Source organism: Roseateles sp. PN1 (assembly GCF_038419725.1).
Taxonomy (GTDB): Bacteria; Pseudomonadota; Gammaproteobacteria; order Burkholderiales; family Burkholderiaceae_C; genus Paucibacter_A.
This window is the reverse complement of the sequence record NZ_JBCARA010000005.1, coordinates 266,515-292,680: the sequence shown is the minus strand read 5'-3', so window position 1 is coordinate 292,680 and position 26,166 is coordinate 266,515. Positions and strand designations below refer to the sequence as shown.

Here is a 26,166-nt window from a genome sequence, read left to right as displayed (position 1 = left end):
AGTTGAAGGAAACCAAGATGGACTACAGCAAACAAGACGCCAAGGCCTACGCCAAGGCCCATTTCACCGGCGTTTGGGCCGCCATGCTGACCCCGTTCAAGGCCGATGGCTCGATGGACGAAGCCGCATTCCGCGCCAATGTGGCGCACTGGACCGGCACGCTCAAGCTGGGCGGCCTGTTCGTCAGCGGCAAGCAGGGTGAGTTTTTCTCGATGTCGCTGGACGAGCGCAAGCGCAGCTTCACGCTGGCCGCGGAAGTGGCCAAGGCGCATGGTTCGCGCACGGTGATGTCTTGCTCAGACACCAATCTGGACACGGTGCTGGAACTCGGCCGCCACGCGCAAGACTGCGGCGCCGACTGGATCGTGGTGCACAGCCCGGTGCTGCATTTCGGCGCCGACACGGACGAGACGATTTACGAGTACTACCGCTACATCAGCGAACAGCTCGACATCGGCATCGCCATGTGGAACCACCCGGACTGCGGCTACTTGATGAGCCCCGAGCTGTGCGCCCGCATCGCCGAGCTGCCCAATATCGTCGCCATCAAGTACAGCGTGCCGCGCGAGATGTACGTCGAGTTGAGCCGTTTGGTCGGCGACAAGATTCAGGTCAGCACCGCCTCCGAAGAAGAGTGGCTGGACAATATCGAAGAGCTGGGCTGGCGCCTGTATCTGTGCTCCACGCCTCCGCTGCTGCTGCAAACCGCGGTGGATCAGCGCATCAACGACTACACCCGCCTGGCGTTTGAGGGCAAGTTCGCCGAGGCCCGCGTGGTGCGCGACAGCCTAGAGCCCGCCCGCCAAGCCTTCAAGGCCAGCAAGCCCAAGGGCAAGCCGCAGGCGCACAGCAAGTACTGGCTGGAGTTGCTGGGCCAGGCCGGTGGCCAGGTGCGCCGCCCCTTGCTGCAGCTGACCGAGGCCGAGAAGGCCCTGATCCGCGAACAGTTCGCCCTGAGCGGCCTGAAGCTGGGCTGAGCATCATGGAGCTGCGTGTCAACGGGCAGACCTGCCTGATCCAGCCGCTGCGCAATGCCACCTTGTTGATGGAGGCGCTGCGCGGGCCCTTGGGCCTGACCGGCACCCATCAGGGTTGCGACACCGCGCAATGCGGGGCGTGCACGGTCTTGCTCAATGGCCGCGCAGTGAAGAGCTGCAATGTGCTGGCCGTTCAAGCCGAAGGCGCCGAGGTGCAAACCATCGAAGGCATGGCCTCTCCGGGTGAATGGCACGCGCTGCAATTGGCCTTCTCGCGTCACCATGCTTTGCAATGCGGCTTTTGCACGCCGGGCATGTTGATGCGCGCCAGCGCCATGAAGGCCGAGGGCGTGCCGCCCGAGCCGGACGCGGTGCGCCGCGCCCTGGCCGGCAATATCTGCCGCTGCACCGGCTACGAAGGCATCGTCGCGGCGATATGCGAATGGTTGGAGGGCGGCGATGCAGGACTTTGAATACTGCCGCGCGGCCTCCGTCGAGCAGGTGCAAGCCTGGCTGCGTGACGGCGTTGACAGCAAGCTGCTGGCCGGTGGGCAAAGCCTGCTCGGCGCGATGAAGCTGGGCCTGATGTCGACCGAACGTCTGATCGACTTGCAAGATGTGGCCGCGCTGCGCGGCTGCAGCGCGCCGGCCCGTGGTGAGCTGGTGCTGGGCGCCATGCAAAGCCACGCCAGCCTGGCACGCCATGAGGTGTTGAAGCAGTTCGCCCCCGGCCTGGCCTATTTGGCCAGCCACATCGCGGACGAACAAGTGCGCAGCCAGGGCACCTTGGGTGGTTCCTTGGCCAATGCCGACCCCGCCGCCTGCTGGCCCGCCGGTATGCTGGCGCTGAACGCCACGCTGGCGACGGACCGACGGGAAATCGCTGCGGACGACTTTTTCACCGGCTTCTTCGGCACCGCGCTGGAGCCCGATGAGCTGCTGTGCCGGGTGCAGCTGCGCCGGCCGCGCCGCTTTGCTTACGCCAAGTTTGAGCAGGCCGCCTCGCGTTTCGCTCTGGTGGGTGTGGCCGTGGCGCAGTGGGATGACGGCTCGGTGCGCGTGGCCCTGACCGGCAGCGCCAACGGCGTGCTGCGCCTCCCCGAATTCGAGCAGGCGCTGAACTGTGAGTTCAGCCCGCAAGCCCTGCGCGGCCTCAGCGTGGACGAGGCGCTGATGTCCAGCGACGTGCATGGCGAGGCCGACTATCGCGCCCATCTGGCCGGCGTGCTCGCCGCCCGCGTGGTGCAACAAGCATTGGAGATGAAACATGACGACTAAGCACATGGATGGCCAGCCCCTGCGGGTGGCCTTGATCGGCCTGGGCGCAATTGGCCGCGTCATCGCGCGTGAGCTGATTGCGCGCAGTGCCGAAGGTGTGCAGCTGGTGGGCGCGCTATGCCAACACGCCAGCGAAGGCGAGGGCCTGGGCGTGCCGGTGCTGACTCAGCTGGACGCGCTGCTGGCCCTGCAGCCCGACCTGGTGGTGGAGGCTGCCGGCCACGGGGCCGTCAAGGCCTACGGCCCGGCCGTGCTGCGCGCTGGGCATGATTTGTTGCTGGTCTCGGTGGGCGTGCTGTCTGACGCTGACTTGCTGGAAGGCTTGGAGCAGGCCGCACGCGACTCCGGCCGCCAACTGCTGCTGCCCTCGGGCGCCTTGGCCGGTTTGGACTATTTGCAAGCCGCCAAGCTGGCGGGCTTGAGCCACGTCTGCCTGCGCTCGCGCAAGCCGCCGCTGGCCTGGCGCGATACGCCGGCTGAGCAATTGCTGGATCTGGCCAGCATCACCGAGCCGGTGGTCTTCTTCCGTGGCACGGCGCGTGACGCCGCGCGCACCTACCCCAAGAACGCCAATGTGGCCGCCACCCTGGCCCTGTGCACCTTGGGGCTGGACGAAACCTCGGTGGAGTTGGTGGCCGACCCCACAATCAAGGGCAATGTGCATGAGATCGAGGCGCAAGGCGCCGTGGGTGATTTGCATCTGACGCTGCGCAATGCCGCTTCGCCAGACAACCCCAAAACCTCCCTGGTCACGCCCTACAGCGTGCTGCGCAGCATCATGGCGCGACGCGCCGTGTTGAGCGTTTAGTAGCAGGGGACTTTGCGCGATGCCTTGCCTGAGCCACGGCCAGATGTTGGCGCAGATGCTCGGCCATGCCGAGTGCGGCGGGCGAGAGCGAGCGCTGCTGCAGATGCGCCAGCGAGACCTCGCGCACCACGGCCGGCTCGGTCAGCGGCACGCCCACCAGATTGGCCAGGGCCGAAACCTTGAGCGCGTAGGACGGCAGGATGGCCACGCCCAGGCCCGCAGCGGCCATGGCCATGGCGGTGGCGATATGCGTCACCTCCAGCGCCGGCTTGGGGCAGCCGCCCAGGGGTTCGAAGTGGCGCTCCACCAGGGCGCGCAGGCCGCTGCCTTCGCGCAGCAGCAGCAGGGGCTGGTCGAGCAGATCTTCCCAGCGCAAGGCCTTGGCCTGCGCCAGCGCATGGTTGGCGGTGCAGATGGCCACCATGGCGTCGTGCAGCAGGGGCTCGGCGCTGATATCGGGTTCGCTAACGTCAAAGGTCGCCAGCGCCAGGTCCAGCTCACCCTTGCGCAGCTTGGCCAGCAGCTGATCGGCGCTGGCGTCGAAGAGGCTCAGCTCGATCTCGGGGTAAGCCTCGACAAAGCTGCGCAGCAGCTCCGGCATCAGGCTGGTGGCCAGCAGCGGTGTGGTGCCCAGGCGCACATGGCCGCGTTTGCGTTCGGCCACATCGCGCAGGTCGCCGGCCACGCGGTCCAGGTCGGCCAGCAAGCGCTCCACCGCCGGCACCAGTTCGCGGCCGGCCTCGGTCAGCTCAAGTCGGCGGGTCGTGCGGTCCAGCAGGCGCAGGCCCAGCTCGGACTCCAGCCCGCGAATCAGCGAGGACAGGGCCGACTGGCTCAAAAACAGCTGCTGCGCGGCGCGGGTGAAGCTGCCCTCAAGCGCCACGGCGGCAAAGCCTCGCAGCTGTTTCAAAGACACATTGACGGGCCGGGTATGCGGCTTGCGCGCGAGTGGCAAGGGCACAGGCAACGGCAACAAATCTTCTTTCGGTGCGCTCGAATTCTTGGTCATGGGCGGGCGCATCTTATCAACCACAATCCCAGCCCTTGCGAAGGAACAACATCATGCTGAGTTACGGACGCCCCCTCAACTTTGCCCAGTGGATTGCCGATCACGCCGCCGAGCTCAAGCCGCCGGTGGGCAATCAGCAGATCTGGCAGAACGCCGACTTCATCTGCACGGTGGTCGGTGGTCCCAATCACCGCACCGACTTTCATGATGATCCGCATGAGGAGTTCTTCCACCAGCTCAAGGGCAATGCGCATCTGATCTTGTGGGACCGCGGCCAGTTCGAGCGGGTGGACCTGCGCGAGGGCGATATCTTCCTGCTGCCCGCCCATGTGCAGCACTCACCCCAGCGCCCCGAGCCGGGCAGCTTGTGCACGGTGATTGAACGCCAGCGCGCCGAAGGTGTGCAAGACGCTTTCCAGTGGTACTGCGCCCATTGCGGCGGCCTGATCCAGCGACACGAGGTGCAGCTGCAAAGCATCGTGGGTGACCTGCCGCCGCTGTATCAGAAGTATTACGCCAGCTCCGAGGCCGAACGCACCTGCGGCAGCTGCGGCGAGGTCCACCCGGGCCGAAACTGGCGCAGCTGGCATGCCGTGCTGGCCGCCAAACATGGCCATGCGGCCGTGCCTGTGGCGCCGCAGGAGGCCTGAGGCATGCGCATCGAGAATCAACGCGAGCTGCCTTGCTCGCAGGCGCTAGCCTGGGCGGCGCTGAACGACGACGCCATGCTGCAGGCCTGCATCCCGGGCTGCGAATCGCTGCAACGCGTGAGCGTCAGCGAAGGTGAGGGCAATGGCGAGGGTGCAGGCCTAGTCCAGACCGAACAGCTGCAAGTGGTGGTGATGGCCGCCGTTGGCCCGGTGCGGGCACGCTTCAAGGGTCAGCTGACCATGGAAGATGTGCAGGCGCCGCAGTCTTACGCCATGCGCTTCGAAGGACAGGGCGGCGTGGCCGGTTTCGGCAAAGGCCGCGCCGAGGTCAAGCTCACGCCGCTGGACGGGAACCGCTGCATGCTCGACTACTGCGCCGAGGTGCAGATTGGCGGCAAGCTCGCGCAGATCGGTTCGCGCGTGGTGGATGCCGCCGCCAACAAAATCATTGGCGACTTCTTTGCCCGCTTTGAGGCGGAGTTGCAGCTGCGTCAGCAAGCGCAGCAGGTTCAGCCCGCCGAATCGGCCGTGCCTGCATCAGCGGCGGCGGCAGAACCGGCCGCCGGCGTGGCAGCGCTCGCGCCTATGGTGGCCGCGGCCGCCGCGCCGCTGCCCTGGACGGCACGCCTCTCGCTGTGGCTGCGCCATTGCTTAGGCTTTGGCCCGGCCGGCAGCTGGTCGCAAATGCAAGGCCTGGTCGATGCCTCGGCGCAGCTGCAATCACTGCTGCAAGAGTGCCGCACAGCCAACGACAACGCGGCCAAAAGCATTGCAGCCGAGATCGCCCGCAGCCAGGACAGCCAGCAGCGCTTCGAGGCCGCCTTCAACACCATCCGCTACGAGTTGCTGGCGCGGCTTGATCAGCTGCAAGGGCGGGTGGAGGCGGTGGCCAGCACGGGTGACAGCTCGGTCAATGATCTGGAGCCGGCCTTCGCGCAAATCGCCGGCGCCATTCGCTCGGCGGGTGACCGCCAGGCCGAGGTGCTGGAGCAGCTGGCCGGGCTGGTCAAAAAGCTGGGTGACGATGAGATCGGCACCATGCGCCGCGAGCTGGTCGCCGTCAGCGAGCAGCTGAAGGAGCAGACCAAGGTGCTGGAGGTCTTGAGCGGGAAGAGCTTGCTCGCCGCCTGAGCGCCTTCGTTCGCCTCTCCTGAGCCATGTCTTTGGGGATGGCCGCCGGTCAGGATTTGGGTTAGCTTTGCGCCCATCCTGACTGCCCGAGGCGCCCATGAACTGGCTCACTCCTTACTTGACCCAGCATCCCGAGCTGGCGGTCTTTCTGGCCATCGGCTTGGGTTACTGGATTGGTCAGTTCAAGTTCAAGGGCGTGGGCTTCGGCCCCGTCACCGGCTCGCTGATTGCCGGCCTCTTGATCGGCTACTTCTTCCATGTGCCGGTGGCGGACACGGCCAAGCAGCTGCTGTTCTTGCTCTTTATGTTCGGCATCGGCTACTCGGCCGGGCCGGGCTTTATTCGGGGCATTCAAGACGGCGGCTGGCGCTGGGCCGCGCTGGGCCTGTTGATTCCGCTGACCGGCTTGCTGACGGCAGTGGCCGTGGCCAAGCTGCTGAATCTGGAGATGGGTTATGCGGCCGGCATGATGTCGGGCGCGTTGACCGAGTCGCCCGTGATCGGCACGGCCAGCGAGGCGATCCGCAGCCTGCCCATCAGCGATGAAGAGAAGTCGCGGCTGATCTCGCAGATCCCGGTGGCCGATGCGCTGACCTACATCTTCGGCACCTTCGGCGTGATCTTCTTTTGCAGCTATATCGGGCCCTGGATCTTGCGCCTGGACATGAAGGCCGAGGCCATCAAGCTGGAGGCCGAGATGGGCATGGCGCGCAGCCAGCCCGGCATCAGCTCGGCCTGGCGCATGTATGAGCTGCGGGCCTATTTGCTCGATGCCAGCCAGCCCCTGGTGGGCCGCACGGTGGCGCAAGCCGAAAGCGCGGTGGCGCCCGAGCGCTTGTTCATCGAGCGCATCCGGCGCGGCACGGAGCTTTTCACGCCTCAGCCCGACACGGTCTTGCAGGCCGGCGATGTGCTGGCCATCTTCGGCCCGCACGAGGCTTTGCTGCGGGTGGTGGAGAGCCGTGCTGATGAGGTCTTCGACCGTGAACTGCTCGATGTGCCGCAAGCCAGCTTTGATGTAGAGGTGAATAGCCGCGACATCGCCGGCCGCCGCCTAGCCGATTTGCGCAGCAACGAAGCCATCATCCGCGGCGTGTTTTTGAAGACCATTCAACGCGGCCAAGAGCAGTTGCCGGTGGCGCCGGGCACGGTGATTCAGCGCGGTGACCTGCTCACCATCCACGGCCTGGTGCCGGCGGTGGAGCGGGTGGCGGCCCTGGTGGGCAATATCTCCCGCCCCACGCTCAATACCGACTTTGTCACCCTGGGCCTGGCCATTTTTGTGGGCGCCCTGGCCGGCATGGCCCTGAGCCTGCCGCTGGGCGGCTTGCACATCGCCCTGGGCAGCAGCGTGGCGGTCTTGCTGGTGGGCCTGGCCATCGGCTGGCGCAATTCGCGCCGGCCCTTGTTTGCCTATATTCCGCCGGGCGCGGTGGAGTTCATGAAGTCGATTGGCCTGGCGGCTTTTGTGGCCATGATTGGCCTCAAGGCCGGCCCGGTGTTTGTGGACGCGGTGCGCGCCATCGGCCTGCAGGTGTTTCTGGGCGGCATGGTGGTGACCCTGACGCCGATGTTCGTGGGCCTGTTGGTGGGGCGTTATGTGCTGGGCCTGAACCCCTTGCTGCTGCTGGGCGCCCTGGCCGGCGCGCAAACCATGACGGCCGGCCTGGCGGCGATTCAAGAACGCTCGGAAAGCCCGGTGGCGGTGATTGGATACTCCAGCACGGTGGCCTTCGGCCATATCCTCATTTCCATCGGCGGTACCGCGCTGATCTGGTTTTTGCACTGACGCCGCTTTCCCATATTTCGCATGCAGCTTCATCCATTGCTCCGTTGGCCGCTCCGGCTGTTCTTGCTCTTGCTGGCTCTTTTGCTGGCGCTGGTGCTGGGTTTTTCGATGTATGCCGTGCTGGCCCTGCCGGTGCTGCAGCCCTGGCATACCGAGCGGCTGACGCAGGAGTTCCGCGCCGAGGCCCATGCCGGGCTGGACTTTGACGGCTATCTGCAGCGCGAGGCCTTGTTGTTTGAGGAACTCAAAACCCGCCAAGCCGCCTGGCATGCGCAGGAGCACAGCGCGGAAAGAGGTGAATGGGGCGAATGGGCCGACAGCCGCTTCAACCCCAAAAGCCAGGTCAGCCGCCTGGCCGAGGGCGCGCCTTTCAATCGCTCGATGCGCCTGGGCGTCAAGCAGGCGCGCGGCCAGGCCTTGCTGATCCACGGCCTGACCGATTCGCCCTATGCCATGAAGGCCATGGCCGACACCCTGCGCGCCCAGGGCATGGCGGTGACGCTGCTGCGCCTGCCGGGCCATGGCACTTTGCCCTCCATGATGTTGGAGATGGACTTGCGCGACTGGCGCGCCGCCGTGCGCATTGCTGCGGCCGATGTGGCGAAGCGCGCTGGGCCGGATCAGCTCTTCTACATCGGCGGCTTTTCCACCGGCGGCGCGCTGGCCCTGCTGCACAGCCTGGATACCTTGCAGGACCCCGCACTGCGTCGCCCTGACCGGGTGCTGCTGGCCGCACCGGCCATTGAGCTGCCGCCGGTGGCCGCCGTGTCCAACGTGGTGGATGTGCTGCATTACTTGCCGATCCAGCTGCTGCAAAAAACGCGCTGGCAGGAACTGATCGCCGAGTACGACCCTTACAAATACAACTCCTTCCCCATCAATGCCGCTCGCCAGGTCTTCCACGCCACCCAGGCCTTGCAGCAGGGTTTGAGCGAAGCGGCCGCGGCCGGGCGCCTGGCGCAAATGCCGCCGGTGCTCACCTACCAGTCGGTGGTGGACGCCACCGTCGGCGCCAGCGGCGCGCTGGACACTCTGTACGCGCGCCTGCCCGGCGCCCAGCACCGCCTGGTGCTGTTTGATATCAACCGTCAGCAGCATTTGCGCAGCATCGTCAGCCCTGCCTCGCAAGCCTTGCTGGACCGCGTGTTGGCCAGCCCGCGTGGCTACACGCTGGAGATCGTCAGCAATCTGGACCCGCAAAGCGCCGCCGTGGCCGCGCAGCGCTGGGCGCCGGGGGCGAGCGAGGCCAGCGCTGATCCCGTCAGCGCGGCGCTGCAACCCGCGCCGCAATGGCCTTTTGATCAAGTCTCGCTGGGCCATGTGTCCTTGCTGTGGCCGCCCAATGACCCGATCTACGGCTATTTGCCGGGTAGCGGCCGGCATGGCGTGCCCGCCATCGGCTCTTGGCTGTTGCGCGGCGAGAGCGGCGCCACCAACTTGGCCCTGGGTTCGCTGACGCGACTGCGCAGCAATCCCTTTTGGTCCTTGTTAGAAGCGGACTTGAGGGCCACACTGCTTGCAGACCTGAACGCCAGGGCTGGGGAGGCTAAGCCTCATCCTTGAACGTTTGCTTGAACTTTTTCATGAAGTTCTGCCCTGGCCGCCTGGGTCGCCAACCCTGAGGACTTTTGCCATGCTCAAGCTTCGTCATCACCGCACCCTCGCTGCCCTGTGCGCCAGCAGCCTTCTGCCACTGCTGTTCCTGGCGCCCCTGGCCGCCCACGCGGCGGACGTCGCCTTCAAGGTGCCGGATGAGGCCAGCATGCCGGGCGGCCCGGAGGGCGAGGCCATCAAGCTGGGCAAACTCTTGGTCACCGAGACCGGCAAGTCCCTGCCTGCCCATGTGGGCAATGGCCTCAACTGCAGCAACTGCCATCTGGGCGCGGGCACTACGCCGGGCGCGGCGCCCTATGTGGGCCTGTGGGGCGTGTTCCCTGAATACCGCTCGCGTGGCGGCCGCATCAACTCCTTGCAGGAGCGGGTCAATGACTGCTTCGAGCGCAGCATGAACGGCAAGGCCCTGGCCTTTGATGGCAAGGAGATGAATGCCATCCTCATGTACATCAAGTGGCTGTCCAGCGGCGTGCCGGTGGGCAGCAATGTGGTGGGCCGGGGCATGGGCAAGGTGGACACCAATTTGAAGCCTGATCCGGTCAAAGGGCGGCAGGTCTATGCCGACAAATGCCTCAGCTGCCACGCCGCCCAAGGCGAGGGCATGAAGAACCCGGCCGGTGGCTATTTGTTCCCGCCGCTGTGGGGCGAAGCCTCTTTCAATATTGGCGCCGGCCTGGCGCGCACCTACACGGCGGCCGGCTTCATCAAACACAATATGCCGCTGGCCCAGGGCGGCACGCTCAGCGATCAAGAAGCGGTGGATGTGGCGGAGTTCATGACCCATCAGCCCCGGCCCGCGTTCGCAGGCGCCAAGAACGACTACGCCAAGGGCAATAAGCCTAAGGATGCTCGTAACTGAGACCGCTTGGTCCGCGCTGGGATGAGCTGAGATCGAAGCCGCCGCAAGCGGGTGACGGGGCAGGTCTTACACTGCCTGCTCCCCCTCATTTCCAGCCCAATTCATGAGCAGCAGCATTGCATTCATCGGCGGTGGCAATATGGCCAGCGCCATCATCGGCGGGCTGATTCGCGCCGGCCGCGCGCCGCAGTCCATCCTGGTGGTCGAACCTTTCGAGGCGACGCGGGAGCAATTGCGTCAGAACTTCGGCGTGCGCACCTTCGCCGCGGCCGACGCTGCCTTGAACACGGCGGACTTGCTGGTCTGGGCTGTCAAGCCGCAGTATTTCGCCGAGGCCGCAGCGCCCTGTGCGGGCTTGGTGAGCCAGGCCCTGCAACTCTCGGTGATGGCCGGCATCCGCAGCGAGGCCATCGTGCGGCTCAGCGGCGGTGCTGAGCGGGTGGTGCGCAGCATGCCCAACACGCCGGCGCTGATTGGCCAGGGCATTGCCGGCCTGTATGCGCGCCCGGCGGTGTCTGCGGCGGATCGTGCCTTGGTGGAAGAAGTCTTGGCGCCGACCGGCCGCACGCTCTGGGTTGAGCAGGAAGACGATCTGGACGCGGTGACTGCGCTGTCAGGTTCCGGCCCGGCTTATTTCTTCTACATCGTCGAAGCCATGATGGCCGCGGCGGTGGAGATGGGCTTGAGCGCCGAGCAAGGCCGCGTGCTGGCCCTGGCCACCTGCTCTGGGGCGGCCCAACTGGCCCTGCAATCCAGCGAAAGCCCGGCCGTTTTGCGCAGCCGGGTGACCTCAAAAGGCGGCACCACCCATGCGGCGATCAGCAGCCTGGAGCAAGACGGCGTGGCCGCCGCGATGCAGCGCGCTGTGCTGGCCGCGCAGCTGCGGGCCCGCGAGATGGGGCGTGAATTCGGTGCCTGAGATCGCCTGAGATTGCTGGACACATGGGTATTGCGAGTCGAGACACATTGCGCGATTGGTTGCGCGCGCCGGGTTCACTGAGCCGTCGGCTGGCCCAGTTAGGGCAGAAATTTGAAGTTCAGGTCTTGCGCCAGGGCACAACGCCGCTGCGTGCGCCGGAGTTGCAAGCCCTGGGTTTGCCGCGCCATGGCTGCACCTTTGTGCGTGAGGTGATTCTGCGGGTCGATGGGCAGCCGCTGGTGTGGGCGCGCTCATCCCTGCACGCCACCGCGCTGGCTGGGCCTTGGCGGGCACTCAAAGGCCTGGGTTCCAAGCCACTGGCTAATTTGCTTTATGCCGACCCGCGCGTCAAACGTAGCGAACTCAGCCCCAAGCGCATCGCCCGCCACGGCCACACCCGCCGCCAGATGCAACGCCAGTGGTTGGCCGCCACGGGCAGCCTGCCATCCGCACAAATGCTCTGGTCACGTAATTCAGTATTTCGTCGGGGCGGGGCAGAATTGCGCGTGATGGAGCTGTTTGTGCCTGATTTAGCACGCCATTCACCTAAACATAGGGGGGGGAGCTTGCGCGTTAGGCCCGGTGCTGGCCCTAAACTGTGAACTCCCAGGGAGGTTCATCACACGTTGAGGAATCTCATGAAAACTCGAGATATTGTCATTTTTAGTGGCCAGCAGTTTGCTGTGCCGCAATGTATCCAGCGCATCGACCACCAATCGACCCATGGTTGGCAGTTGCGCTACGGCGGCACCAAGCTGTTCTCTGACCATTCGCAAGATGGCAGTGGCGCAGCGGCGGCGCTGGCTCTCGCGACCAAAGAGTTGCTGAGCCGAATTGCCAAGTTGCCGGCGCCGTCACGCCTGCAACGCCGCCCCAGCGGCAACAAGGGCAGTGGTTTGCCGGTCGGTATTTCCGGCCCTATCGTGCGGCAACGCGCCAGTAGCCGGGTTCGCGATTGCAGCTTTGCTGTGTCGCTGCCGCGCTTTGGCAGCACGCCGCATGGCCGCAGCGTGTACATCGGTACCGAAAACACCTACACGGTGGAGAAGTACCAGGCCGCGCTGGCCAAGGCGGTGGAGCTGCGCGAGAAGGCCGAAGAGGCTTACCAACGCGCGGCCACCAAGGCCAAACGTGGCGAGGCCAAGGCCCTGAAGGCGGCGCTGAAGGCCGCGGCTTGATCCGGTGCCTGCGCTAAGCCGGCGCCGCGCTGAGCCCTGCGGGTTCAGCGGCGCCTGCCTTTGCCTTTGCGTCTGCGCCTGCGCCTGCAGCGGCGTTCCCGTTCGCATCCGTCTTAAGCCGGAGGCGCGGGCATGAGCCGCTTTCGCTGGGGCCTGATTGGCCCTGGGCGCATCGCCGGCACATTTGCGCAAGCCGTGGCCGGCATGCCGGGCTCATGCTTGCACGCCGTGTGGGCGCGTGATCTGGCCAAAGCCCAGGCCTTTGCCGAGCAATGGTCGGTGCCAAACGTGGCGGCTGTGCGGGCCAGCAGTGAGCTCGACGCCTTCTTGCGCGATCCCGCGGTGGACGGCATCTACATCGCTACCCCTCATGCCCAGCATGGCGAGTTCATCGCGGCCAGCCTGGCCGCTGGCAAGCCGGTGCTGTGTGAGAAGCCGCTGGTACCCAATCTGGCGCAGGGCCAGGCCTTGGTGGCCTTGGCGCAGCAGCGTCAATGCTTTTTGATGGAGGCGGTGTGGACGCGCTTTCTGCCGGTTTACGCCCAGGTCGGTGAGTGGCTGCGGGCGCAGCGCATTGGGCCTGTGCGCGCCATGCAGTCGAGCTTTTGTTTTTCAATTCCGTTTGACGAAAGCAATCGCTGCTTTGCCCCCGCACTGGCCGGCGGCGCCTTGCTGGACATCGGCATCTACAACCTCACCATGACCCGCTGGGTCATGCAGCAAGCCTTGGGTGAATGCCCCGAGCCATTGAGCATCCAGGCCCAGGGCGTGCTGGCCCCCAGCGGGGTTGACCAGCGCCTGGCGGCCACCCTGCAGTTTCCGGGCGGTGTGAGCTCGCAATTCGTCTGCGCCTTCGACAGCCAGGCGGAAAACGCCCTGCACATCTACGGCGAGCGCGGGCGGATCAGCGTCAGCGCGCCCTTCTGGGGCGCCAGCGAAGCGACCCTGGTGCTGGGCGATGCCGCGCCACTGCGCGTGCAATTGCCGCCCGCCATCAACGGTTTCGAAGGCGAAATTGAGGAGGCCCAGCGCTGTATTCGCGCCGGCCTAATCGAAAGCCCGCACATCAGCCATGCCGACAGCTTGGCCACGCTGGGCTGGATGGACGAGATCCGCCGCCAGCTGAGCGTGCGCTACCCCTTTGAATGAGTGAACCGGCTTGCGGGCGCTTAGCCGCGCAGCGCCAGGTCTAGCACCGTGCCGGCAAACACCGCCAGGCCCAGCCAGTGGTTTTCGCGGAAGGCCTTGAAGCAGCCCTCGCGGCTGCGATCCTTGATCAGGGTGTAGTGCCAGACCACTTGGGCCGCCGCCACCGCGATGCCCAGCAGGAAGTAGCGGCCTAGGCCAAGGCGCAGGCCCAAAGCCGTCCAGGCGCCGAGGTAGATGGCATAGAAGGCCATCACGCCGATGACGTCAAAGCGGCCCAGCGTCAGGGCCGAGGTCTTGATGCCGATGCGGATATCGTCATCCCGGTCCACCATCGCGTACTCGGTGTCGTAGGCCAGCACCCAGAACAAATTGGCCAGCAGCAGGCCCCAGGCCGATAGCGGCACGGCGGCCTGCACCGCGGCCCAGCTCCACTCAGTTCCGCCCAAGGCGGCTGAGAAGGCCATCGGAATGCCGAAGCTGAAAGCCACGCCCAAGACTGCCTGCGGCATATTGACCACTCGCTTGGCATAGGGGTAGAGCAGGGTCACCGCCAGCGCGGCAAAGCTGAGCAAAATCGTCGGCGCATTGGTGCTGAGCACCAGGCCGAAGGACAGCAGCGCCAAACCGGCGCCCAGCAGCAAGGCCTCTTTGACGCTCAGCGCGCCGCTGGTGACGGGCCGGTTGGCGGTGCGTTTGACATGCTTGTCGAACTCGCGATCGGCCACATCGTTGACGCAGCAACCGGCCGAGCGCATCAGCACCGTGCCCAGGGTGAACACCAGCAGCAAATGCCAGCCCGGCCAGCCGTCCGCCGCGATCCACAAAGCGGCCAGGGTGGGCCACAAGAGCAGCAACCAACCGGCAGGGCGATCCCAGCGGATCAGCTGCAGGTAGAGGCTCAGGCGGGTGGGCGGGGTGGAAGGCGAGGGAGAAGAAGCAGTGCTCATGGGCGTGATTGTCGCGCCCGGATTTCGCGCTTCACCCGCTTCCGCACCCGGTGTTGGAAATTGCCCTCGTCACACTGCTGCCGAGCCGGCGACGGGCGTGAAAAAGGCTGCGGGCATACCCGCGCGCTGGGGCGGCGGGCCCGCTCCTATCATGGGGCACATCCATCTCGGGAGCGGCCCTCATGTTTACCGAACGCGTCAACAGTCTTCTGGCCGAAATTCGTCAGCATGACGATGCTCGCTATCAGCTCGTCAAGGCTTTGCGCGAGATGGTGCTGGGCCTAGGCAAGGGCCTCAGCGAGGAGTTCAAGTTCGGCGGCATTCACTTCAGCGCCGGCCAGCCGGCCCAGGTGTTCTGCGGCCTGACCTCATGCGCCAAGCATGTGGAGCTGGACTTCGATCACGGCGCGGCGCTGGCCGATCCCTTCGGGCACCTTGAGGGCACCGGCCCGCAGCGCCGCCATATCAAGCTGGCCAGCCTGGATGAGGTGGCTGACAAGCATGTGCTGGACTACCTCAAGCTGGCGCTGCAAGAGGCCAGCACCAAACACCACAAGCCCTTCAAAAAACACCACTGAATGAATCAGCCGGGCCGGCGCGCCAACTCCACCCGGTTGCGCCCGCCTTGCTTGGCGCGGTAGAGCGCTTGGTCGGCGTCGCTGATCAGCTCGCTGGCCAGCACGGCCGCGTCGATCCCCGCGTTATCGTTGTTCAGCATGGCCAGGCCGATGCTGGCCGTGACCGACAGAACCTGCGACTGCCCGCTGCTGCCACCGGCAGCCACAAAACGCTGTTGGGCCAAGCTGGCACGGATGCGCTCGGCGATCTCGCGCGCGAAGGGCTCGGCGGTTTGCGGCAGCAGCAGCACGAACTCCTCGCCGCCGTAGCGGGCGATGGTGTCACCAGCGCGCAGCTGGCCTTGCACCAAATGACCCACGCCGCGCAGCACCTCGTCGCCGACCGGGTGACCGTGTTGGTCGTTGATGCTCTTGAAGTGATCCAGGTCGAAGAACAAGCAGGCCAGGGGGTGGCGGTAACGCCGCGCCTGGGCGATCTCGATCAAGCAGCGGTGTTCGAAATAACGCCGGTTGTGCACGCCGGTCAGCACATCGGTCAGGCCGGTCAGCTTGAGCCGCTCCTGGTTGATGGCGCTCTCCAGGCACACCGCCACGATCAGGCTCAGGCGCTCCAGCAATTGGGTGCCGGTGGCGGGGTCGTAACGCTGCGGATCCACGCTGCCGAAATGCAGGCCGCCGATCAACTGGCCATGGCGGGCCAGCGGCAGCAGCGCCACCGAGCCCAAGCCCGCTGAGGCCGCCTCACCACCCAGCAAAGCGGCGTGCGTGGCGGCGTCGAAACGGCCCAGCACCGGCTTGCTGTGCGGGCCGTAAAGCGCTTGCAGTTGAAGGGCCGAGGGCAGCAGTTGCAGACCCGGCAGGGTTTCGTTGAGGTGTTCGCGGCTGCCGGCGTTGGCCTGCAGCAGGCGGCTGATTTCGCGTTCGCTATCGACCAGAACCAGGCTGACCCGGTCGATGGCAAAGGCCTGGGCATAGGCCTGAAGCAGCAAGCTCAGCAGGGCTTGCAAAGATTCGGCGGCGATCAGCTGATGCTCCAGCCGCTCGAAGCGCCGCATCTTGTCTTCGTTGCGGCGGGCTTCCTGCAACAGGGCTTGCAGTTGTTCCCTGAGGGCTTGGTTCTCGGCCTGGAGCTCGCTTTGCATGCGAGGCATTATGCACAGGGCGGCGGCTTTTAGTGGCCGCGTATCTTGTCCCACAGGGCTTGGGCCTCACCCACCACGCCGCGGCGGAAGGCCAGCACGCAGATGATGAAGATCAGGCCTGTGACCAAGCTCACCGACTCGCCCAGGCCGTTGAACCAGGCCACGCCGGTCATGTCGGCCAGGGCCTTGCCGAGATCACCGATCTTGTTCTCCAGCGCAATGATGATCAGCGCGCCCACCATCGGGCCCACCAGGGTGCCCATGCCGCCCACCAGGGTCATCAAGATGACCAGGCCTGAGGTGGTCCAGAGCGCATCGGTCAGGGTGGCAAAGCCCAGCACCAGGGTCTTGGTGGCACCGGCCAAGCCGGCCAGGCTGGCCGAGAGCACAAAGGCCAGCAGCTTGAACTTGTCGACGTCATAGCCCAGCGAGGTGGCGCGGGCTTCGTTCTCGCGGATCGAGGTCAGCACCTGGCCGAAGGGCGAATGCACGGTGCGATAGATCAACCAGAAGGCGGCAATGAAGACCGCCAGCACGACGTAGTAAAGCGTGAGGTCGTGTTCCAGATTCAGGCCGAAGAAGCTGCCGCGCGGCACCGACTGCAGGCCGTCCTCGCCCCCGGTGAAGGGCGCTTGCAGGAAGACGAAGTACAGCATCTGGCTCAGCGCCAGCGTGATCATCGAGAAATAGATGCCGGTGCGGCGGATGGCCAGCAAGCCGAACAGCAGGCCCACGCCGCCGGCAGCCAGGGCGCCGAACAACAAGCCCGCAGGCGCGGGCAAGCCCCACACCTTGAGCGCATGGCCGGTGGCATAGGCCGCGGTGCCCAGAAAGGCGGCGTGGCCAAAGCTCAGCAAGCCAGTGAAGCCGATCAGCAAATTGAAGGCGCAGGCAAACAGGGCGAAGCACAGCACCTTCATCACGAAGATGGGGTAGACGCCCATGGCCGGCAGCAGGGCGATGGCCAGGAACAGGGCGCCGTAGCCCAGCAAGGGGTTGCGCTCCTTGCGGGCGCTGTTGGGCGGCTGCTTGGCAGCTGTTGCGGCGGTGGTGCTGCTAGCGGATGTTGTGCTCATTTCTCTTTTCCAAACAAACCGGCGGGACGCACCAGCAGCACGATGGCCATCACAACGAACACCACGGTGCTCGACGCTTCGGGGTAGAACACCTTGGTCAAACCTTCCACCACCCCCAGGCCCAGGCCGGTGATGACGGAGCCGAGGATGGAGCCCATGCCGCCGATCACCACCACCGCGAACACCACGATGATGAGGTTGGAACCCATCAGGGCCGAGACCTGCAGAATCGGCGCAGCCAGCACGCCGGCAAATGCCGCCAGGGCCACGCCGCCGGCGTAGGTGAGGGTGATCATGCGCGGCACATTGATGCCGAAGGCCTGCACCAGCTTCGGGTTCTCGGTGCCGGCGCGCAGGGTGGCGCCCAGCGAAGTTTTCTCAATCAAGGCCCACACGCCCAGGCAGACGGTGATGGACGCCACCACCACCCAAGCCCGGTAGTTGGGCAGAATCATGAAGCCCAGATTGGTGGCGCCCTGCAAAGCCTCGGGCACCGAATACTGCTGGCCCGACACACCGTAGAAGGAGCGGAACACGCCCTCCATCACCAGGGTGATGCCGAAGGTCAGCAGCAGGCCGTAGATATGGTCCAGCTTGTAGAGCCACTGCAGCAGCAAGCGCTCGATCAATATGCCCAGCACCCCCACCGCCAGCGGCGCCAGCAGCAGCATGGCCCAGTAGTTGATGCCCAGATACTCCAACCCCATCCAGGCCAGAAAAGCGCCCATCATGTAGAGCGCGCCGTGGGCGAAGTTGATGATGTTGAGCATGCCGAAGATCACGGCCAAGCCCAGCGACAACATGGCGTAGAAAGAGCCGTTGACCAGGCCCAGCAAAAGCTGGCCGAGCAAGGCGGGCAGGGGGATTCCGAAGAAGTCAGTCATGGGCGAGGCTGGGTTGGCGTGATGGCTTCAGTGCGGTTGATGCGGTGCAGGCGGCTCGTGCGGCTCATGCAACTCGTGAGCTGCCCCCGGCGCGGTGCCGGCGGCAGCGCGCGGTGGGCGCGCACCCACCGCACTGCGCTCAGGGCTTTAGCGTTTCACCAGCGGGCACTTGCTGTCCGCCAGTTTGGTGAAGGCTTCTTCGCCGGGGATGCGGGTCACGACCTTGAAGTAGTCCCAAGGCTCGACGGACTCCTTCTGCGACTTCACCTGCAGCAAGAACATATCGTGGATGCCGCGGCCGTCTTCCTTGCGGATCGTGCCCTTGGTGTAGAAGTCGTTGATCGGTGTGTCCTTCATCTTGGCCAGCACCTTGTCGGCGTCGTCGGTCTTGAGCGTGTCCACCGCCTTCAGGTAATGCATGGCGGCGGAGTAGTCAGCCGCCTGCAGCGAGGAGGGCATGCGCTTCATCTTCTCGAAGAAGCGGCGGCTCCAGGCGCGCGCCTCGGGGCTCTGGTTCCAGTACCAGCTGTCGGTCAGGTACATGCCCTCGGTGGTCTTCAAGCCGAGCGAGTGGATGTCGTTGATGAACATCAGCAAGCCAGCCAGCTTCATGCTCTTGGTGACGCCGAACTCATTGGCCGCCTTGATGGCGTTGATGGTGTCGCCGCCGGCATTGGCCAGGCCCAGGATTTGCGCGCCGCTGCCCTGCGCTTGCAGCAAGAAGGAGCTGAAGTCACTGGCGTTGAGCGGATGCTTGACGGTACCCACCACCTTGCCACCCGAGGCTGCCACCACCTTGGCGGTGTCGGCTTGCAAGGCGGCGCCGAAAGCGTAGTCGGCCTGCAGGAAGTACCAGCTCTTGCCGCCGCCCTTGGTGACGGCAGCACCCGTGCCATTGGCCAGGGCCACGGTGTCGTAGGCGTAGTGGATGGTGTAGGGCGTGCACTTGTCATTGGTCAGCGCCGAGCTGCCGGCGCCAATGGCAATGAAGGGGCGCTTTTTCTCCGCCGCTACCGTGGCCATGGCCAGGTTGGCACCGGAGTTGGTGCCGCCGATCAGCAGGTCCAGGCCCTGGGTGTCGATCCACTCGCGGGCCTTGGAGGCGGCCACATCGGCCTTGTTCTGGTGGTCGGCAAAGATCAGTTCGATCTTCTTGCCGGCGGCCACGCCCTTCATATCGGCGATGGCCAACTTGAGGGCTTCGACGCCACCGGCGCCGTCGATGTCAGCGTAGACGCTGGACATATCGGTGATGAAGCCGATCTTGACCACATCGCCGGAGACCTGGGCCTGTGCCAAGCCACCGCAGGCGGCCAGGCTGGCGATTGCAACTTGCTTGAGAACTTGGTTCATGGGGGTCATCTCCTTGGGTTTACTTATTGCCAACTCGTCATCAAACACTCAGCAGCACATCGAGCACGGCCTGCTTGGCCGCCAGCTCAGAAGCCGGGAAGGACTCCACCACCTCGCCATGCTCCACCACCATGAAGTGGTCGGCCAGCGGTGCGGCGAAGCGGAAGTTCTGCTCCACCATCACGATGGTGAAGCCTTGTGATTTCAGCGTCGTGATCATGCGCGCCAGGGCTTGCACGATGACGGGCGCCAAGCCTTCGGAAATCTCATCCAGCAAGAGGATGTCCGCACCGGTGCGCAGGATGCGCGCCACCGCCAGCATCTGCTGCTCGCCGCCCGACAAACGCGTGCCCGGGCTGTTCTTGCGCTCGGCCAGATTGGGGAACATGGCGTAGATGTCCGCCTCGCTCATTGGCTTGGCACGCTGGTTCTTCAGCAACGGCGGCAGGCGCAGGTTTTCCTCGGTGGTCAGCGAGGCGAAGATGCCGCGTTCTTCCGGGCAGTAACCCAGGCCCAGGTGGGTGATGTGGTGGGTGGGCATGTCAATGGTTTCCACCCCATGCACGCGGATGCTGCCCTTGCGTCGCCCGGTCAAGCCCATGATGGCGCGCAAGGTGGTCGTGCGGCCAGCGCCGTTGCGGCCCAGCAAGGTCAAGACCTGACCCTGTTTAACGCTCAGATTGATGCCGTGCAGGATGTGGCTCTCGCCGTACCAGGCGTGCAAATCCTTGATTTCCAACGCGACTGACATCAGTGGGCTCCCTGCAACTCAGCGGCTTCGCTGCCCATATAGGCCTCCAACACGGCGGGGTGCTTGGACACGGTGGCGTAGTCGCCTTCGGCCAGCACGGCGCCGCGCGCCAGCACGGTGATGCGGTCGGCAATGCGCGACACCACCTTCATATTGTGTTCAACCATCAAGACGGTGCGGCCTTCCGCGACGCGCTTGATCAGCTCGGTGACCTTGTCCACATCCTCGTGGCCCATGCCTTGGGTGGGCTCGTCCAGCAGCATCAGCGTGGGCTCCATGGCCATGGTGGTGGCGATCTCCAGCGCGCGCTTGCGGCCATAAGGCAGATCGCCCGCTTTCAGGTGGGCGGCGTCGCGCAGGTCCACCAACTCCAGCAATGCCAGCACGCGGGCGTCCAGTTGCTTCAGGCCGGTCAGGCCCTTCCAGAAATGAAAGCTGGTGCCGGTGAAGCGCTGCAGGCCGATGCGCACGTTCTCCAGCACCGTGAGGTGAGGGAACACGGCGGAGATCTGAAAGCTGCGGATCACGCCGCGCCGGGCGATCTCGGCCGACTTCTCACCAGTGATGTCGATGCCGTTGAAGATGATGGTGCCGCGCGTCGGCTCCAAGAACTTGGTCAGCAGATTGAAGCAGGTGGTTTTGCCCGCGCCGTTAGGGCCCAGCAAAGCGTGGATATGACCGCGTTGAACCTGCAGGTTCACCTGGTCCACGGCCGTAAAGCCTTTGAACTCTTTGGTCAGATTCTTGGTTTCAAGAATGAGTTCGCTCATCAGAGGTGTTGCACCGAGTGAGGGCACGGAAAAATTGAGTTCCCCAATGTAGGGCCGAAATTCGGCCGCAGACACAGGAAGAACCTTTACGTAGATTTGTCCTAGGGTTAACACGGGGAGCGCCGATGCGGCTACCCCGAGCAGGGCTTTTGCCCCCGCGCTATGCTGGTCGTCCCCCATTTGGAAGGACATCGTGATGCCCAAGTTTGCTCAACTCGGACTGGCCATAACGCTTTTGTTAGGCGGTATAAATACCGAAGTCATGGCTGCGGCGCCGCAGGTCAAAACCCAGGCGCCGGGCTTCTACCGCATGATGCTGGGTGACTTTGAGATCACCGCCCTGAATGACGGCACGCGCGATCTGCCGGTGGACAAGCTGCTCAAGGAACGCCAACCCGGCCAGGTGCTGCGCGCCCTGCAGCATGCCTATTTGGGCCTGCCGCTGGAAACGTCTTTCAACGGCTTTTTGATCAATACCGGCGCCAAACTGGTGCTGGTCGACAGCGGCGGCGGCAGCAATCTGGGCCCCACTTTGGGGCGTTTGATCACGAACCTGAAGGCGGCCGGCTACCAGCCCGAGCAGGTGGATGAGGTCTACATCACCCATTTGCACTCCGATCACATCAGCGGCGTGCTCAGCGAGGGCAAGGCCGCCTTCCCGAATGCCACGCTGCGCATGGATCAGCGTGAGGCCGATTTCTGGCTCAGCGAAGAGAACGCGGCCAAGGTGGCGGAGGGCGCGCGTGGCACCTTCACCAATGCCCGGGCTGCCGTCAAGCCGTATCAAGAGGCGGGGCGCTTCAAGCCCTTTGAGGGTGACGCCAAGACCGGCGTTGAGCTGGTGCCGGGCATCCGCGCGCTGTCTACCTATGGGCATACCCCGGGTCACAGCGTTTACTTGGTGGAAAGCAAGGGCCAGAAGCTGGCCGTCTGGGGTGACCTGATGCATGTGGCGGCAGTCCAACTGCCCGACCCCACGGTGACCATCAGCTTCGACAGCGATGCCAGCCTGGCTCAGCCCCAGCGCGAGAAGGCCATGGCCGACGCGGCCGAGAAGGGCTATTACGTGGCTCTGGCCCATTCCTCATTCCCAGGCATCGGGCGGCTGCGGCCCGACGGCAAGGGCTATGTCTGGCTACCGCCTAACTATTCCAGCAAGCCCTGAGCGCGCGTCTTTTCAGCAGCAATGCAAAAAGCCAGCACGGTGTGCTGGCTTTTCTGTTTTGACCCTCATTCAGCGCCCAAGCTGGGCGCTGCCTGTCATCAGGCGCTCTTGCGGCGGCGGGCCACAAAGCCCACGGCGGCCAAACCGGCCAACATCAGGGCATAGCTCTCTGGCTCGGGCACGGCGGTGGTCAAGCTGACCTTGTCGAGCGAAGTGCCCAGCGCGTCGTTGGTGCCGGTGGCACGGAAGCCGATCACGGTGCTGGCGCTGCTGGCGATAAAGCTGGTGCTGAAATCGGCCCACTTGCTGCTGTTCAGGGTCGGAGCGGCGTTCCAGGTCTTGCCACCGTCAACCGTCCAGTCCAGGCCGTTGGTGGCAGCGGCTGTGCCTTCACGATTGGCGAAGCTGAAGCTGAAGTTGTAGCTGCTGCCGACGCTGGTGCCGACGGTCTGGAACATGCCGCTGTTGGAATAGCTGTCCAGCTCCACGAACTTCACGCCGTCGATGGCCGAACCGACGATGTTGTTGCGCACCTCAATGCCGGCGCCCGTGCTGGTCCAGCCACTGATATTGGCGAAGACGTTCCACTTGCCGTTGGCAACAGCGTTGTCTTCAAAGCTGCCATTGATCAGCAGATTGGGCTGGGCGGCCAGGGTGATGGCGGGGGCGGCGATCAGGGCGAGAGCGGTAATCAGAGCTTTCATTTTTTCTTTCACTTGAACTGCAAATGTGCTGTTTCAACACGATGTCGCTATTGTTCCCAGCACTACAGATCCTCGCATCCCCGTGGCCCAAGGGGGTGTGCGCTCTGCGTGTGATATGTGTCACGTTTGTGGCGCCGGTTTGACAAGTTTTTGTTGTGGCGCAACTGGTCCGGCGTGAGCCACGACTCCCCGGGCCCCTGGGCGAGAGCAGTTCAGCGGCCAGAGTCTTGTCAAACCTAGTGGGCGATTTGAGGTGCTCAAGCTGAAAAATTGCGCGCGCCAGAGGCTGTATGCCGGCTTGTTTGTCCGCTCGGCGCGGCGAAGTTAGCGCTGCGCTGCCAATGGCGCGGGGTCTTTCTCGATAGTCTCGCCGTGTATGCTGGCTTGCATGTTTGCCGTCGCGCTTTTTCGAATGTTGCTGCCAGCGCAGCCCGCTCGTTTGCCGTGTCAGCGCCTTGTGCTGAGGGCGGCATGCACGCTGGCGCTTGCCCTGGGCGCGGCGGCCCAGCCGAACGGCGCAGCTGCTGCTGAAAAGGAGCCGCTGCGGGTGATGGTGTCCGAAAGCTGGGGCATGCCCTTCGGGCAAGTGAAGCGCCAGGGCAGCGGCCAGCAACTCAGCGCCGGCATTGCCTACGACTGGTACCTCGCCCTGGCCGAGGAGTTGGAGCGACCGTTGGAGCAGCGTGTGCGCTCGCGCCGCCGCCAAGAAGCGGCCTTGCTGGCGCATGAAGTCGATGTGTTCTGCCTGGTGCGCCCGGACTGGCTTAGCAAAAAGGTCAGCACCGCCCTGCAATGGGCCAGCCAGCCCTTGATGGCGGCGGAGGATCGCATTGTTGCCGCGCCTGGCGTGCCGGTGCCCAGCAGCCTGGATGTGCTGCGTGGCCAGACCCTTGGCACCGTCTTGGGCTTCGTCTACCCCAGCCTGGAGGCCGGTTTCGCCGCCGGCCATCTGAGCCGCGAAGACGCACCGAACGAGACGGCCTTGGCCGCCAAGCTGCTGCGAGGCCATAACCGCTATGGCGTGCTCAAGACCTTGGACGCCCGGTATCAGCAGCGCAGCCAGCCGGCAGCCATGGCCTTGGGGATCAGTGCCATCGTGGTGGCGAATGCGCCGCTGTTCTGCGCCTTGGCGCCCCAGGCCCGCATCAGTCTGGCCGAGTTGGAGGCGGCTCAAGCCAGCTTGCTGCGGCGCGGTGAGATGACGCGCATCCTGGCCAAGTACTGATTGGCCGCCGCTGAGGCCCGCCCAGGCGTCAGCTCATGCCCGGCTCAAAGCCAGCGCCGCACCCGGCGCATATAGGCCAGGAACGGCTCGCCGAACTTGGCGTGCAGGGCCGCTTCCTCGGGCCGAATCTGAAATCGAACCATATAGGCCACGTAGACCGGGATCAGCAGGGCGGCTGCCGCATTGCCCAAAGCGATGACCCAGGCCGTCAGGCCCAGGCCGAAGCCCAGATACATGGGGTTGCGGGTGAAACGATAGATGCCGCTGCTGACCACGGCCGAGCTGTGCTCGGGCCGTGTCGGGTCCACCGTGGTGCCATGCTGGCGAAAGGCCCGCACACCCGCCAGCGCGATGGCCGCTGCCAGCACCGCCAGCCCCAGGGCGAACCAGCGCTGGCCGGCAAAGCGCAGGTTCAGTGCCGGCCACTGCCAGGCCAAGAGCCAAGCGAGCGCGGCCAAAGCCAGCACCAGCAGCAGAGGCGGCAGCTTGGTTTCCAAGCGCCGCAGCACGCTGCTGAGCGGCATGGTGTCGATCAGCCTTCCAGGCGCTTCTGGAACACCAGACCCGCGTGCTCGCGCAGGGCGTGGAACTTGATCTTGGGCCAGTTGGCCTCGATGGCGCGCAGCTCGGGCGCGTATTCCACCAGCACGGTGGGCGCGTCCACCGCGTCGTAAGCCATGCGGTGGTCGTTGGCGTCGATGAAGCGCTTGAGCTCTTTCTCGTCGTCGCAGGTCACCCAGCGTGCCACTTGGAAGCGGCTGCCGCTGATGCGGGCCTTGCAGCCGTATTCATGCTCCAGACGGTGCGCCACCACTTCAAACTGCAGCTGACCCACGGCGCCCAGCAGCAGCACGCTGCCGGCAATGGGGCGGAAGACCTGGATCGCGCCCTCTTCGCCCAGCTGTTGCAAGCCGGCCTTGAGTTGCTTGGTCTTGAGCGGGTCGGCCACTTCCACGCTGCGGAACATTTCCGGCGCGAAGAAGGGCAGGCCGGTGAACTGCAGGGCCTCGCCTTCGGTGATGGTGTCGCCCAGCTGCAGCACGCCGTGGTTGGGGATACCGATGATGTCGCCGCCAAAGGCCTCGTCCAGCAGTTCGCGGCGCTGGCTCAAAAAGCTCACCACGGTGTTGGGTCGCAACTCTTTGCCTGAGCGCACTACCTTCAGCCGCATGCCGCGCTCGAAGTGGCCCGAGGCCACGCGCAAGAAGGCGATGCGGTCGCGGTGCGAGGGGTCCATATTGGCCTGGATCTTGAACACCACGCCGGTGAACTTCGATTCCTCGGGCTTGACCACGCGCTGCATGGCGGCGCGATCGCCCGGCGCCGGGGCCAGCTCGACCAGGGCGTCCAGAATTTCTTGCACGCCGAAGTTGTTGACGGCAGAGCCGAAGAACATCGGCGTTTGCTTGCCGACCAGGAATTCCTCGTGATTGAACTCGGCCGCGGCATCGCGCACCAGTTCAATCTCGCCCTCGGCCTGCTCGTACTGCATGCCGAAGCGCTCGGCGTAAGCCGGGTTGTTGAGGCCGCTGAGGATCTCGTCGTCACCGCCCACGCGGTCTTCACCGGGCGAGAACACCCGCATTTGCTCGCGGCGCAAGTCCATCACGCCGTGGAAATGCTTGCCCATGCCGACCGGCCAGGTGAAGGGCACGACGGTCATGCCCAGCTCGCGCTCGATCTCATCCATCAGGGCCAGCGGGTCTTGCACCTCGCGGTCCATCTTGTTGACGAAGGTCAGGATGGGCGTGTTGCGGGCGCGGCAAACCTGCAGCAGGCGGCGGGTCTGTGGCTCCACACCGTTGGCCGCGTCGATCACCATCAGCGCGGCGTCCACCGCGGTCAGCACGCGGTAGGTGTCTTCGGAGAAGTCCTGGTGGCCCGGGGTGTCGAGCAGGTTGATCACGCAGTCGCGGTATTCCATCTGCATGACGGACGAGGCCACCGAAATGCCGCGCTGCTTTTCAATCTCCATCCAGTCGGACGTCGCATGGCGCGAGGCCTTGCGTGCCTTCACCGAGCCGGCGATCTGAATCGCGCCCGAGAACAGCAGCAGCTTTTCCGTCAGCGTGGTCTTACCCGCATCCGGGTGAGAAATGATGGCGAAGGTGCGGCGACGCTTGACTTCGGTTTGAATGCGGGAGGGTAGATCGGCGGACATGGGGCAGGCGGGCGCGACGGCCCCAGGGCCCACGCGCAGATTCGAAGAT

At 65.0% G+C, this 26,166-nt stretch carries 27 protein-coding genes; 16 read left to right on the top strand and 11 right to left on the bottom strand.

Annotated features, from left to right (window positions below; all coding sequences use genetic code 11):
• Positions 1 to 17 precede the first annotated feature (17 nt).
• The 4 genes from AABB87_RS10640 to AABB87_RS10625 are packed head-to-tail and all read left to right on the top strand — an operon-like array spanning position 18 to position 3,063.
• A complete protein-coding gene (locus AABB87_RS10640; protein ID WP_341971210.1) occupies positions 18 to 977 on the top strand; it encodes a dihydrodipicolinate synthase family protein in 960 nt (319 codons plus the stop codon).
• Positions 978 to 982: 5 nt separating this feature from the next.
• Positions 983 to 1,450 carry a (2Fe-2S)-binding protein gene (locus AABB87_RS10635; protein WP_341971209.1) on the top strand — a complete coding sequence of 156 codons (468 nt, stop codon included), beginning with the start codon at positions 983 to 985 and terminating at the stop codon, positions 1,448 to 1,450.
• Entirely contained in the window at positions 1,437 to 2,255 is an 819-nt protein-coding gene (locus AABB87_RS10630; RefSeq protein ID WP_341971208.1) for an FAD binding domain-containing protein, read from the top strand. Before AABB87_RS10635 ends, AABB87_RS10630 begins: the two co-directional genes overlap by 14 nt.
• Positions 2,245 to 3,063: an aspartate dehydrogenase gene (locus AABB87_RS10625; RefSeq protein WP_341971207.1), complete on the top strand. Its 819-nt coding sequence runs from the start codon at positions 2,245 to 2,247 to the stop codon at positions 3,061 to 3,063. Before AABB87_RS10630 ends, AABB87_RS10625 begins: the two co-directional genes overlap by 11 nt.
• Here the strand turns inward: AABB87_RS10625 and AABB87_RS10620 are convergent.
• On the bottom strand, positions 3,032 to 4,072 hold the full coding sequence (locus tag AABB87_RS10620; RefSeq protein ID WP_341971206.1) for a LysR family transcriptional regulator: 1,041 nt from the start codon (positions 4,070 to 4,072) through the stop codon (positions 3,032 to 3,034). The two genes, AABB87_RS10625 and AABB87_RS10620, sit on opposite strands and share 32 nt — an antisense overlap.
• Positions 4,073 to 4,125: 53 nt before the next feature.
• On the opposite strand from AABB87_RS10620, the gene AABB87_RS10615 reads away from it, so the two are divergent.
• The 9 genes from AABB87_RS10615 (at position 4,126) to AABB87_RS10575 (ending at position 13,361) form a co-directional block, all read left to right on the top strand.
• Positions 4,126 to 4,722, top strand: a complete 597-nt coding sequence (locus AABB87_RS10615) for a 3-hydroxyanthranilate 3,4-dioxygenase (protein ID WP_341971205.1) — start codon at positions 4,126 to 4,128, stop codon at positions 4,720 to 4,722.
• A gap of 3 nt (positions 4,723 to 4,725) precedes the next feature.
• The gene (locus tag AABB87_RS10610; RefSeq protein ID WP_341971204.1) at positions 4,726 to 5,853 is read left to right on the top strand and encodes a CoxG family protein; all 1,128 of its coding nucleotides are present in this window, start codon (positions 4,726 to 4,728) and stop codon (positions 5,851 to 5,853) included.
• A 97-nt stretch (positions 5,854 to 5,950) separates the two neighbouring features.
• The gene (locus AABB87_RS10605) at positions 5,951 to 7,642 is read left to right on the top strand and encodes an aspartate:alanine exchanger family transporter (protein WP_341971203.1); all 1,692 of its coding nucleotides are present in this window, start codon (positions 5,951 to 5,953) and stop codon (positions 7,640 to 7,642) included.
• Positions 7,643 to 7,711: 69 nt separating this feature from the next.
• On the top strand, positions 7,712 to 9,205 hold the full coding sequence (locus tag AABB87_RS10600; RefSeq protein WP_341971202.1) for an alpha/beta hydrolase: 1,494 nt from the start codon (positions 7,712 to 7,714) through the stop codon (positions 9,203 to 9,205).
• Positions 9,206 to 9,275: 70 nt separating this feature from the next.
• Entirely contained in the window at positions 9,276 to 10,115 is an 840-nt protein-coding gene (locus AABB87_RS10595; protein WP_341971201.1) for a c-type cytochrome, read from the top strand.
• Positions 10,116 to 10,218: 103 nt separating this feature from the next.
• Entirely contained in the window at positions 10,219 to 11,034 is an 816-nt protein-coding gene (gene proC, locus AABB87_RS10590; RefSeq protein WP_341971200.1) for a pyrroline-5-carboxylate reductase, read from the top strand.
• A 47-nt stretch (positions 11,035 to 11,081) separates the two neighbouring features.
• On the top strand, positions 11,082 to 11,636 hold the full coding sequence (locus AABB87_RS10585; protein ID WP_341971199.1) for a chorismate--pyruvate lyase family protein: 555 nt from the start codon (positions 11,082 to 11,084) through the stop codon (positions 11,634 to 11,636).
• A gap of 36 nt (positions 11,637 to 11,672) precedes the next feature.
• Entirely contained in the window at positions 11,673 to 12,212 is a 540-nt protein-coding gene (locus AABB87_RS10580; protein WP_058721455.1) for a hypothetical protein, read from the top strand.
• Positions 12,213 to 12,344: 132 nt separating this feature from the next.
• Positions 12,345 to 13,361 carry a Gfo/Idh/MocA family protein gene (locus AABB87_RS10575; RefSeq protein ID WP_341971198.1) on the top strand — a complete coding sequence of 339 codons (1,017 nt, stop codon included), beginning with the start codon at positions 12,345 to 12,347 and terminating at the stop codon, positions 13,359 to 13,361.
• A 20-nt stretch (positions 13,362 to 13,381) separates the two neighbouring features.
• On the opposite strand, the gene ubiA is transcribed toward AABB87_RS10575, so the two are convergent.
• The gene (ubiA, locus tag AABB87_RS10570; RefSeq protein WP_341971197.1) at positions 13,382 to 14,308 is read right to left on the bottom strand and encodes a 4-hydroxybenzoate octaprenyltransferase; all 927 of its coding nucleotides are present in this window, start codon (positions 14,306 to 14,308) and stop codon (positions 13,382 to 13,384) included.
• A 182-nt stretch (positions 14,309 to 14,490) separates the two neighbouring features.
• Here ubiA and AABB87_RS10565 point away from each other — a divergent pair, with 182 nt between their 5' ends.
• Positions 14,491 to 14,886: a DUF1801 domain-containing protein gene (locus AABB87_RS10565; RefSeq protein WP_058721458.1), complete on the top strand. Its 396-nt coding sequence runs from the start codon at positions 14,491 to 14,493 to the stop codon at positions 14,884 to 14,886.
• 5 nt (positions 14,887 to 14,891) lie between these two features.
• Here AABB87_RS10565 and AABB87_RS10560 read toward each other — a convergent pair whose 3' ends face one another.
• From AABB87_RS10560 to AABB87_RS10535, 6 genes are all read right to left on the bottom strand, one after another.
• Entirely contained in the window at positions 14,892 to 16,028 is a 1,137-nt protein-coding gene (locus tag AABB87_RS10560; protein ID WP_341971196.1) for a GGDEF domain-containing protein, read from the bottom strand.
• 29 nt (positions 16,029 to 16,057) lie between these two features.
• Positions 16,058 to 16,972 carry a branched-chain amino acid ABC transporter permease gene (locus AABB87_RS10555; RefSeq protein ID WP_341971271.1) on the bottom strand — a complete coding sequence of 305 codons (915 nt, stop codon included), beginning with the start codon at positions 16,970 to 16,972 and terminating at the stop codon, positions 16,058 to 16,060.
• 128 nt (positions 16,973 to 17,100) lie between these two features.
• On the bottom strand, positions 17,101 to 17,988 hold the full coding sequence (locus AABB87_RS10550) for a branched-chain amino acid ABC transporter permease (protein WP_341971195.1): 888 nt from the start codon (positions 17,986 to 17,988) through the stop codon (positions 17,101 to 17,103).
• Between the two features lie 147 nt (positions 17,989 to 18,135).
• Positions 18,136 to 19,341 carry an ABC transporter substrate-binding protein gene (locus tag AABB87_RS10545; RefSeq protein WP_341971194.1) on the bottom strand — a complete coding sequence of 402 codons (1,206 nt, stop codon included), beginning with the start codon at positions 19,339 to 19,341 and terminating at the stop codon, positions 18,136 to 18,138.
• A gap of 40 nt (positions 19,342 to 19,381) precedes the next feature.
• Positions 19,382 to 20,092 (bottom strand): ABC transporter ATP-binding protein, encoded by a 711-nt coding sequence (locus AABB87_RS10540; RefSeq protein ID WP_341971192.1) that lies wholly within the window; start codon positions 20,090 to 20,092, stop codon positions 19,382 to 19,384.
• Positions 20,092 to 20,862 (bottom strand): ABC transporter ATP-binding protein, encoded by a 771-nt coding sequence (locus AABB87_RS10535; RefSeq protein ID WP_341971191.1) that lies wholly within the window; start codon positions 20,860 to 20,862, stop codon positions 20,092 to 20,094. Before AABB87_RS10535 ends, AABB87_RS10540 begins: the two co-directional genes overlap by 1 nt.
• 196 nt (positions 20,863 to 21,058) lie before the next feature.
• Between AABB87_RS10535 and AABB87_RS10530 the strand changes: the two genes are divergently transcribed.
• Positions 21,059 to 22,027, top strand: coding sequence for an MBL fold metallo-hydrolase (locus AABB87_RS10530; protein WP_058721463.1), 969 nt, complete (start codon positions 21,059 to 21,061; stop codon positions 22,025 to 22,027).
• A gap of 98 nt (positions 22,028 to 22,125) precedes the next feature.
• Here the strand turns inward: AABB87_RS10530 and AABB87_RS10525 are convergent, their stop codons facing one another.
• Positions 22,126 to 22,731, bottom strand: a complete 606-nt coding sequence (locus tag AABB87_RS10525) for a PEP-CTERM sorting domain-containing protein (RefSeq protein ID WP_341971190.1) — start codon at positions 22,729 to 22,731, stop codon at positions 22,126 to 22,128.
• Positions 22,732 to 23,281: 550 nt separating this feature from the next.
• Between AABB87_RS10525 and AABB87_RS10520 the strand changes: the two genes are divergently transcribed.
• Complete coding sequence (locus tag AABB87_RS10520; protein ID WP_341971189.1) at positions 23,282 to 23,956, top strand: hypothetical protein; 675 nt, start codon at positions 23,282 to 23,284, stop codon at positions 23,954 to 23,956.
• A 44-nt stretch (positions 23,957 to 24,000) separates the two neighbouring features.
• Here AABB87_RS10520 and AABB87_RS10515 read toward each other — a convergent pair whose 3' ends face one another.
• Positions 24,001 to 24,480, bottom strand: coding sequence for a methyltransferase family protein (locus AABB87_RS10515; protein ID WP_341971188.1), 480 nt, complete (start codon positions 24,478 to 24,480; stop codon positions 24,001 to 24,003).
• An 8-nt stretch (positions 24,481 to 24,488) separates the two neighbouring features.
• Positions 24,489 to 26,117 (bottom strand): peptide chain release factor 3, encoded by a 1,629-nt coding sequence (locus tag AABB87_RS10510; protein WP_341971187.1) that lies wholly within the window; start codon positions 26,115 to 26,117, stop codon positions 24,489 to 24,491.
• Positions 26,118 to 26,166: the final 49 nt, after the last annotated feature.

What these genes read in the sequence shown, in the direction of transcription:
- AABB87_RS10595 (WP_341971201.1), top strand. Translation starts at nt 9,276, where the DNA reads ATGCTCAAGCTTCGTCATCACCGCACCCTCGCTGCCCTGTGCGCCAGC.
- AABB87_RS10545 (WP_341971194.1), bottom strand. Translation starts at nt 19,341, where the DNA reads ATGAACCAAGTTCTCAAGCAAGTTGCAATCGCCAGCCTGGCCGCCTGC.
- AABB87_RS10605 (WP_341971203.1), top strand. Translation starts at nt 5,951, where the DNA reads ATGAACTGGCTCACTCCTTACTTGACCCAGCATCCCGAGCTGGCGGTC.
- AABB87_RS10630 (WP_341971208.1), top strand. Translation starts at nt 1,437, where the DNA reads ATGCAGGACTTTGAATACTGCCGCGCGGCCTCCGTCGAGCAGGTGCAA.
- AABB87_RS10510 (WP_341971187.1), bottom strand. Translation starts at nt 26,117, where the DNA reads ATGTCCGCCGATCTACCCTCCCGCATTCAAACCGAAGTCAAGCGTCGC.
- AABB87_RS10520 (WP_341971189.1), top strand. Translation starts at nt 23,282, where the DNA reads ATGGTGTCCGAAAGCTGGGGCATGCCCTTCGGGCAAGTGAAGCGCCAG.
- AABB87_RS10615 (WP_341971205.1), top strand. Translation starts at nt 4,126, where the DNA reads ATGCTGAGTTACGGACGCCCCCTCAACTTTGCCCAGTGGATTGCCGAT.
- AABB87_RS10525 (WP_341971190.1), bottom strand. Translation starts at nt 22,731, where the DNA reads ATGAAAGCTCTGATTACCGCTCTCGCCCTGATCGCCGCCCCCGCCATC.
- AABB87_RS10635 (WP_341971209.1), top strand. Translation starts at nt 983, where the DNA reads ATGGAGCTGCGTGTCAACGGGCAGACCTGCCTGATCCAGCCGCTGCGC.
- AABB87_RS10620 (WP_341971206.1), bottom strand. Translation starts at nt 4,072, where the DNA reads ATGACCAAGAATTCGAGCGCACCGAAAGAAGATTTGTTGCCGTTGCCT.
- AABB87_RS10610 (WP_341971204.1), top strand. Translation starts at nt 4,726, where the DNA reads ATGCGCATCGAGAATCAACGCGAGCTGCCTTGCTCGCAGGCGCTAGCC.
- AABB87_RS10575 (WP_341971198.1), top strand. Translation starts at nt 12,345, where the DNA reads ATGAGCCGCTTTCGCTGGGGCCTGATTGGCCCTGGGCGCATCGCCGGC.
- AABB87_RS10640 (WP_341971210.1), top strand. Translation starts at nt 18, where the DNA reads ATGGACTACAGCAAACAAGACGCCAAGGCCTACGCCAAGGCCCATTTC.
- proC (WP_341971200.1), top strand. Translation starts at nt 10,219, where the DNA reads ATGAGCAGCAGCATTGCATTCATCGGCGGTGGCAATATGGCCAGCGCC.
- AABB87_RS10625 (WP_341971207.1), top strand. Translation starts at nt 2,245, where the DNA reads ATGACGACTAAGCACATGGATGGCCAGCCCCTGCGGGTGGCCTTGATC.
- AABB87_RS10550 (WP_341971195.1), bottom strand. Translation starts at nt 17,988, where the DNA reads ATGACTGACTTCTTCGGAATCCCCCTGCCCGCCTTGCTCGGCCAGCTT.
- AABB87_RS10530 (WP_058721463.1), top strand. Translation starts at nt 21,059, where the DNA reads ATGCCCAAGTTTGCTCAACTCGGACTGGCCATAACGCTTTTGTTAGGC.
- AABB87_RS10535 (WP_341971191.1), bottom strand. Translation starts at nt 20,862, where the DNA reads ATGAGCGAACTCATTCTTGAAACCAAGAATCTGACCAAAGAGTTCAAA.
- AABB87_RS10555 (WP_341971271.1), bottom strand. Translation starts at nt 16,972, where the DNA reads ATGGGCGTCTACCCCATCTTCGTGATGAAGGTGCTGTGCTTCGCCCTG.
- AABB87_RS10540 (WP_341971192.1), bottom strand. Translation starts at nt 20,092, where the DNA reads ATGTCAGTCGCGTTGGAAATCAAGGATTTGCACGCCTGGTACGGCGAG.
- AABB87_RS10560 (WP_341971196.1), bottom strand. Translation starts at nt 16,028, where the DNA reads ATGCAAAGCGAGCTCCAGGCCGAGAACCAAGCCCTCAGGGAACAACTG.
- AABB87_RS10515 (WP_341971188.1), bottom strand. Translation starts at nt 24,480, where the DNA reads ATGCCGCTCAGCAGCGTGCTGCGGCGCTTGGAAACCAAGCTGCCGCCT.
- AABB87_RS10565 (WP_058721458.1), top strand. Translation starts at nt 14,491, where the DNA reads ATGTTTACCGAACGCGTCAACAGTCTTCTGGCCGAAATTCGTCAGCAT.
- AABB87_RS10580 (WP_058721455.1), top strand. Translation starts at nt 11,673, where the DNA reads ATGAAAACTCGAGATATTGTCATTTTTAGTGGCCAGCAGTTTGCTGTG.
- ubiA (WP_341971197.1), bottom strand. Translation starts at nt 14,308, where the DNA reads ATGAGCACTGCTTCTTCTCCCTCGCCTTCCACCCCGCCCACCCGCCTG.